The organism is Mesorhizobium sp. M1143, assembly GCF_040318435.1.
In the GTDB taxonomy this organism is placed as follows: domain Bacteria; phylum Pseudomonadota; class Alphaproteobacteria; order Rhizobiales; family Rhizobiaceae; genus Mesorhizobium.
In genome coordinates, this window is record NZ_JAMYMJ010000098.1 from 1 (window position 1) to 7060 (window position 7060).

General features: G+C 61.4%; 7 protein-coding genes and 1 pseudogene. All 8 read right to left on the reverse strand.

All coding sequences use genetic code 11. The annotated features are described in order from the left end of the window. Nucleotides 1–22: 22 nt before the first annotated feature. A pseudogene (locus NKH35_RS30290) lies at nucleotides 23–1243 on the reverse strand (heavy metal translocating P-type ATPase); the annotation flags it as partial. After that, nucleotides 1240–1737, reverse strand: coding sequence for a FixH family protein (locus NKH35_RS30295; RefSeq protein WP_023731970.1), 498 nt, complete (start codon nucleotides 1735–1737; stop codon nucleotides 1240–1242). The gene NKH35_RS30295 and the pseudogene NKH35_RS30290, both read right to left, overlap by 4 nt. Then, nucleotides 1734–3293 carry a cytochrome c oxidase accessory protein CcoG gene (gene ccoG, locus NKH35_RS30300; protein WP_352917372.1) on the reverse strand — a complete coding sequence of 520 codons (1560 nt, stop codon included), beginning with the start codon at nucleotides 3291–3293 and terminating at the stop codon, nucleotides 1734–1736. The genes NKH35_RS30295 and ccoG overlap by 4 nt, the downstream gene beginning before the upstream one ends. 128 nt (nucleotides 3294–3421) lie before the next feature. Beyond that, nucleotides 3422–4285: a cytochrome-c oxidase, cbb3-type subunit III gene (ccoP, locus tag NKH35_RS30305; RefSeq protein ID WP_023707014.1), complete on the reverse strand. Its 864-nt coding sequence runs from the start codon at nucleotides 4283–4285 to the stop codon at nucleotides 3422–3424. A 2-nt stretch (nucleotides 4286–4287) separates the two neighbouring features. Beyond that, nucleotides 4288–4437 carry a CcoQ/FixQ family Cbb3-type cytochrome c oxidase assembly chaperone gene (locus NKH35_RS30310; protein WP_023707015.1) on the reverse strand — a complete coding sequence of 50 codons (150 nt, stop codon included), beginning with the start codon at nucleotides 4435–4437 and terminating at the stop codon, nucleotides 4288–4290. 11 nt (nucleotides 4438–4448) lie between these two features. Further along, the gene (gene ccoO / locus NKH35_RS30315; protein ID WP_023716338.1) at nucleotides 4449–5180 is read right to left on the reverse strand and encodes a cytochrome-c oxidase, cbb3-type subunit II; all 732 of its coding nucleotides are present in this window, start codon (nucleotides 5178–5180) and stop codon (nucleotides 4449–4451) included. Nucleotides 5181–5188: 8 nt separating this feature from the next. After that, the gene (gene ccoN, locus NKH35_RS30320) at nucleotides 5189–6802 is read right to left on the reverse strand and encodes a cytochrome-c oxidase, cbb3-type subunit I (protein WP_352917375.1); all 1614 of its coding nucleotides are present in this window, start codon (nucleotides 6800–6802) and stop codon (nucleotides 5189–5191) included. 46 nt (nucleotides 6803–6848) lie between these two features. Next, on the reverse strand, nucleotides 6849–7060 hold a 212-nt coding region (locus NKH35_RS30325; RefSeq protein WP_352917377.1), incomplete at its 5' end, for a hypothetical protein.

Here is a 7060-nt window from a genome sequence, read left to right on the forward strand (position 1 = left end):
GGACGGCGAGGCCAAGCGCTCAGGTGCATGTGATGATGAGAACAGCGATGGCAATCGTCATCGCCCGATGCCAGTCGCCGGTCGCCGCCATCCAGCCCGTGAATGTTACCAATGCTGTGAGATGAACCACGGGCGCGTAGAGTGCCGACACGCGGTCGGCGATACGGCGATAGCGGGCGCGACCACCTTCGGCGGCCTCCATCAGCCGAACCATTTCCGCCAAGAACGAATCCTTCGCGGCGGCTGTGGCCTCTACCGTCAGCGGACCGGTAAGGTTGAGGACGCCGGCCTGCACGGTGTCTTCCGGCGCCACGCTACTGGGCGTGCTCTCGCCGGAGACCAGGGAGCAGTCGACGTCCGATGTCCCGCGCACAATTTTGCCATCGACAGGGATTCTTTCGCCGGCGGCGATCAACAACAGCATGCCCGGTTCGATCTCGGCCACCGGCAGATAGCCCCGAGCGCCATCGCCGCGCAGCACCATGGCGCCGCGCGCGGCCAATTGTGACAGGCTCTTCACAGCGGTGCGGGCGCGTTCCCGCATCACGTGATCGAGCGTGCGACCGATCAGGAGGAAGAACAGCAGCGATACCGACGCGTCGAAATAGGCGTGGTCGCCGTGGGTGATCGTCTCATAGAGGCTCATGGCGTAGGCCAGCGACACGCCGACGGCGATCGGCACGTCCATGTTCATGCGGCCGTGGCGCAACGCATTCCACGCCGACTTGAAGAAGATGCCGCCGGCGAAGGCCAGCGCAGGAATGGCGATCAGGGCCGAGACCCAGTGGAACAGGTCGCGGGTGGCGCCCTCGGCGCCGGACCAGACCGACACCGAGAGCAGCATGATGTTGCCCGCAGCAAAGCCGGCAACAGCGACGGCGCGGATAAGCTCCGAAAGCATCTTGTCCTTTGCATCAATCTCGGCTTCGAACAAATGCGCCTGATAGCCGAGCCGGCCGAGCACAGCGACCAATGGTGGAGCCTCGTCGCCGCGCCAGCGGACTGAGACCCGCTTTGTCGACAGGTTCACGCGAGCTGCCTCGACGTGATCGAGTTTTCCCAACGCCGTCTCGATCGTCTGGATGCAGGCGCCGCAATGAACGGTCGGCACCGAAAGGTCGGTCTGATGAAGGTCGTCGCCAAGCGATCGGCTCGCCAGCCTGATTTCCTGGCTGGAGGGCAGGACCGAGGTGCCGCTGACCAGATCCAGCGCTATTTCAGCACCGGGTGCACAACAGCTCATTGCAGCGCTCCATGGGAGATCATGATCCTGCGTACATCGCGATAAGGTCTGGCCAGGCCGGCTTCGGCGTCGATTTCGACAATCCACACACCGTCCCTTGGCATGTGCTGCGCTGCAAATTCCTGGCCCGAGGCGGGGGCGAGCGTGACGGACTCATCCTCTTTCTCGTAAGCGGGATGGCGAAACAGCGCCTTCACGCCATGCAGGGGAACCGGTTTGCCGGCGGCGTCGGTGAGGCCATACCGGACTTCACCCCATGCGACGGTCAGCTTTCCGGTCCAGCCGAGGGCTGCCTGCGCGCGCCCTTCCTCGGCCTTTCTGTTGAATTGCTGGCTCGCCACATAGGTGTTTTCGACGACAAGACCGGTCCAGCTTGTGTTGGCAAGCGTCGCCATCGTCAGATTGACCGCGATGACCACGCCGAAAAAGGCGAGGATGATGGCCAACATGTGCCTGCCCGTGAATTCGCGGGGTTTTCGCGTGGTGGCGTTCATCTGGCGATCTCCGGCGCGTTGAAGGTGGCGGTGTATTCGTTGGACTCGAAGCTGACCTTGTCTTCGACGCGGAATGTGAAGGTCTGCGCCTGGCCATGAATCTGGTCGGCGGGCAGGCGCACGAAAACCTTCAACATCTTCAGCCGGTCGGGTTCGACCTGGACTGCAAAGGAGCGGGTGGCCGGCAGGTCGACGCCAACGATGCTCATTTCTGCGCCCGCCAAGCCTCCAACGGTGACGACGATCGTTCTTGGCTCGGGGATCATATTCAAAAGCTTGACGGTGTAGCCATTGCGGATTGAGCCGTCCGACAGCGTCACGAATTGCGGGTTGCGGTCGTGCAAGACGTTGATTTCGAGCCGGTCGCGCGTCAGCAGCGAAAAGAGCAGGCCCAGTCCGATCAGCGACCACATGGCCATGTAGACATAGGTGCGTGGCCGAAAGATCTTGCGGACATGGAAATGCGCCACCCTGTCCGAAAACAGGCCGTCATCCGTCCTGACCAGTGATGGATCGACCGAGCTGGCGCCGCCGGCGGTGGCCAGCATCATGTTGGCGTTGTAGTCGGAGAGCGTCGCGTAGGAGATCAGTCCTCGCGCTTTGCCGAGCTTGTCCATGACGCCGTCACAGGCATCGATGCAGAGCGCGCAGGTGATGCATTCGAGTTGCTGACCGTCGCGTATGTCGATCCCCATCGGACAGACGGCGACACAGGCATTGCAGTCGACGCAATCGCCGACGGGATGCCCTGCGGCAAGAACCTTCTTGGCGTGACGCGTGCGCGGTTCGCCGCGCCAGTCATTGTAGGTGACGGTGAGCGAGCTCTCGTCGAGCATGGCTGCCTGGATGCGCGGCCATGGGCACATATAGGTGCAGACCTGTTCGCGCATCAGCCCGCCAAACGTGTAGGTCGTCGCCGTCAGGACCGCGACGGTGATGTAGGCGACAGGCGCTGCCGTGCCGGTGAAGAGTTCGCCGAGCAGCGTCGGCGCATCGGCGAAATAGAAGATCCATGCGCCACCAGTCGCTGCGGCTATGACCAGCCAGATGACGTGTTTCGATGCCCGCAGCACAAGCTTACGAGTGGTCCAAGGACCGGCATCGAGCTTGATGCGTGCGTTGCGGTCGCCCTCGATCGCGCGCTCGACGACCAGGAACAGATCGACCCATACGGTCTGTGGGCATGTGTAGCCACACCAGGCACGGCCAACAGTCGATGTGATCAGGAAAAGACCGACGCCGGCCATGACCAGAAGGCCGGCGACATAGTAGAATTCCTGGGGCCATATCTCGATGAAGAAGAAATAGAAGCGCCGGTTGGCGACATCGAGCAGCACCGCCTGGTCGGGGGCAAACGGACCGCGGTCCCAGCGCAGCCACGGCGTCAGATAGTAGATGCCGAGCGTGATCGCCATCACGATCCATTTGAATCGGCGAAAGCTGCCCGAGGCCCGCTTCGGGAAGATCTTCCTGCGCGCGGCATACATTGGCTGGCGCACCTTGGCGGAGTTGAACGTCGTGGGTTCGATCCGTTCTATTTGCGTGTTATCGAGCACGAGAAGCTCCAGTCACCAGCGACGATTTCGCCGGAAGACGACTCATCGGTTCTGGATGATGCCGAGGCCCGGCTTGCGCCGGGCCTCGTCGCTTGGCGGGAGGGGGAGGACGAGAATAGGCTGCTTTCCTATTCTCCGCCGCCAAGCGAATGGATGTAGACCGCCAGTTCCTTGACCTTGATCTCGCCGAGGCGCGCGCCCCAGGCCGGCATCACGCCGTGTTTCGGTGCGGTTACCTGGGCGGCGATGGCCGCTTCGCCTGACCCGTAGAGCCAGATGGCGTCGGTCAGATCTGGAGCGCCGAGTTCCTTGTTGCCTTTTGCATTGTCGCCATGACAGGCCACGCAGTTTTCGGCAAAGACCTTTGCGCCCGGCGCGACCAATGCTTGATTGACGACGGCCCCCGACAGACTGGCGACGTAGGCGCTGACCTGTTTGATCTGGTCGGCGGTGATGATGTCGGCAAAGGCGGGCATTTCCGACAGGCGCGTATCCGGATCGGAGGCGAAGCGAATGCCATGGGTGATCGTCTGCTGAATCTGGTCCGCCTTGCCGCCCCACAGCCAGTCGTCGTCGTTAAGGTTGGGGAAGCCCTTGGAGCCCTGGGCGCCGGAACCATGGCACTGCACGCAATTGAGCTTGAACGCGGCACCGCCGGCGGCGACGGCGAATTCGCGCAGCGTGTCGTCCGCCGCGATCTCCGAAACACTTTTCGCTTCTATCGCGGCGACATATTTGCCCTTGGCTGCTTCAGCCTTGGATAACTCGTTCCCGACATCGTTGCGACTGGAATAGCCGAGCACACCCTTGGTTGTCGTGTGTAGCAGAGGCCATGCCGGATAGGCGATGGTGTAGCCGATCGCCCAGACTATGGTGATGTAGAACGTCCAGACCCACCAGCGCGGAAGCGGGTTGTTGAGCTCCCGGATGCCGTCCCACTCATGACCGGTGGTTGAGATGCCGGAAACCTCGTCGATGTGATCGCTGCTCATGATCAGTCCTCCTTCAGAGGAATTTGAGCTGCTTCGCCGGCTTGCCTGCGGCTTCCGGGACGAACTGCAAAGGCAACAGATCCGATGAAGAAAAGAGCCATGGCAAGTAGGCCCCAGCTGTCGGCAATTTCCCGCATGAAATTGTACGTCATGGCCATTGTCCTCAGCGGTAGCCGGCGGTCTCATCGTAGTTCTTGAAATCGACCAGCGTGCCCAGCATCTGGAGATAAGAAACCAGCGCGTCCATTTCGGTGACTTGCTGCGGGTTGCCGTCGAAGTCGCCGATCTTGGCCTTGGGGTAGCGGGCCTCGAGGCCGGATGTGTCGGCGTTGGGATCAGCCTGCGCCATCAAATCGGCATTGGCGTTGGCGATCATGTCGTCGGAATAAGGGACGCCGACGCGCCTGTTGGCGACCAGATGCGTCGAGAAGTCCTTCACCGCGATCGGCTTGTCCTTCAGGAAGGCATAGCTCGGCATGATCGATTCCGGCACCACGGACCGTGGATCTGTCAGGTGATCCACGTGCCACAGGTTGGAATACCGGTCGCCAACGCGGGCGAGATCCGGTCCGGTGCGCTTCGATCCCCACTGGAAGGGGTGGTCGTATATCGACTCGGCCGCCAGGCTGTAGTGGCCGTAGCGCTCGACCTCGTCACGGAACGGCCTGATCATCTGGCTGTGGCAGAGGTAGCAGCCCTCGCGGACATAGATGTTTCGCCCGGCAAGTTCGAGCGGCGAGTAGGGGCGCATGCCTTCCACCTTCTCGATCGTATTATCGAGATAGAAGAGCGGCGCGATCTCGACGATGCCGCCGATTGTCACGACCAGCAGCGACCCGAGGAGGAGAAGTGTAGCGTTCTTCTCGATGACCGCGTGTCTGTTCATCAACCTCATTTTCTGTCTCATCCTCGCGCAAGCTGGAGGGCGGGGGGGCCGCGCGGCATCGGATCCTGCTCGCGCCGGTAGCCGAGGATGGTCATGGCGATGTTCCAGGCCATGATCAGGGTGCCGGAGAGGTACATGGCCCCACCGATGGCGCGCATGATGTAATAAGGGTGCATAGCGGCCACGGTTTCGGCGAAGGAGTAGACCAGGAAGCCCTGCTCGTCGTATTCGCGCCACATCAGGCCCTGCATGATGCCGGACACCCACATCACCGCGGCGTAGACGACGATGCCGAGCGTCGCCAGCCAGAAATGCCAGGTGACGAGCCTGAGCGAATAGAGGCGTTCACGGTTCCAGAGTCTCGGCACCATGAAGTAGATTGCGCCAAACGAGATCATGCCGACCCAGCCGAGTGCGCCGGAATGGACGTGGCCAATGGTCCAGTCGGTATAATGCGACAGCGAGTTGACCGTCTTGATCGACATCATCGGGCCTTCGAAGGTCGACATGCCGTAGAAGGCGATGGCTATCACCATCATGCGGATGATGGGATCGGTGCGCAGCTTGTCCCAGGCGCCCGACAGCGTCATCAGGCCGTTGATCATGCCGCCCCATGACGGCATCCACAGCATGATCGAGAACACCATGCCGAGCGTCTGCGCCCAATCGGGCAGGGCGGTGTAGTGCAGGTGATGCGGCCCGGCCCAGATGTAGAGGAAGATGATTGCCCAGAAATGGACGATCGACAGGCGGTAGGAATAGACCGGCCGGTTGGCCTGCTTGGGCACGAAATAGTACATCATGCCGAGGAAGCCGGCGGTGAGGAAGAACCCGACGGCATTGTGGCCGTACCACCACTGCGTCAGGGCGTCCTGGACTCCGGAAAATGCGGAATAGCTCTTGGAGCCGAGAAAGGAGGCCGGCATCGACAGGTTGTTGATCACATGCAGCATCGCGATGGTCACGATGAAGGAAAGATAGAACCAGTTGGCGACGTAGATGTGCGGTTCCTTGCGCTTCAGGATGGTGCCCAGAAACAGGATCAGGTAGCCGACCCAGACGATGGTCAGCCAGATGTCGACATACCATTCGGGTTCCGCATATTCGCGGCTCTCGGTGATGCCGAGCAGATAACCTGTCGCGGCCATGACGATGAAGAGCTGGTAGCCCCAGAACACGAACCAGGCGAGATCGCCACCGAACAGCCGAGCGCGGCATGTGCGTTGGACGACATAGAGAGACGTGCAAAGCAACGCATTGCCGCCGAAGGCGAAGACGACGCCCGAGGTGTGCAGAGGCCGCAAGCGGCCGAAGTTGAACCAGGGCTGGATGTTGAGATCGGGATAGGCAAGCTGCAGCGCGATGACCACCCCGACCACCATGCCAACCACACCCCAGAACATGGTGGCGATGGCGCCGTAGCGGATTGGCCCGTCCATGTAAGCGGACGGGTCGATCGGAGCGGCAGGCTTGAACTCAGTGTTACGCAGTAGGATCGCAGTGAAGCCAGCCAAGGCGAAGAACAAGACCCACATCTGCTGGCGAAAGGGTTCATCCACCCCAGCGCCAGCCGCCACCAAAGCCGCGAATGCGAACAGGCTTAGAAGCACGATTTCTTTGCCGAATTTCATCGCAAGCCCCGATTTCCAATTCCGGCGGATGCCAAACCGCGGTGCCTTATTGCGCAGCCGTCGCCTGCTCGCCCTGATCCATGTCAGAGCCGCACCATTTTGCTCGAGCAGCATCGAGTTCGGTGCGATCAGACTGCGACGATCGAATGTGGAAGCGCACCACGGTTGTGTGCGTCAAGTTCTGCAAAATGGGGCGGCCATGATGCTGGTCATGCGGCTTGGCGCAGAGCGAGCTTCTTGTGCTCGCGCAGGTCGTCC

Coding starts and splice junctions, on each gene's coding strand:
- ccoO (WP_023716338.1), bottom strand. CDS start 5,180: ATGAGGTTGATGAACAGACACGCGGTCATCGAGAAGAACGCTACACTT.
- NKH35_RS30295 (WP_023731970.1), bottom strand. CDS start 1,737: ATGAACGCCACCACGCGAAAACCCCGCGAATTCACGGGCAGGCACATG.
- ccoP (WP_023707014.1), bottom strand. CDS start 4,285: ATGAGCAGCGATCACATCGACGAGGTTTCCGGCATCTCAACCACCGGT.
- ccoN (WP_352917375.1), bottom strand. CDS start 6,802: ATGAAATTCGGCAAAGAAATCGTGCTTCTAAGCCTGTTCGCATTCGCG.
- NKH35_RS30310 (WP_023707015.1), bottom strand. CDS start 4,437: ATGACGTACAATTTCATGCGGGAAATTGCCGACAGCTGGGGCCTACTT.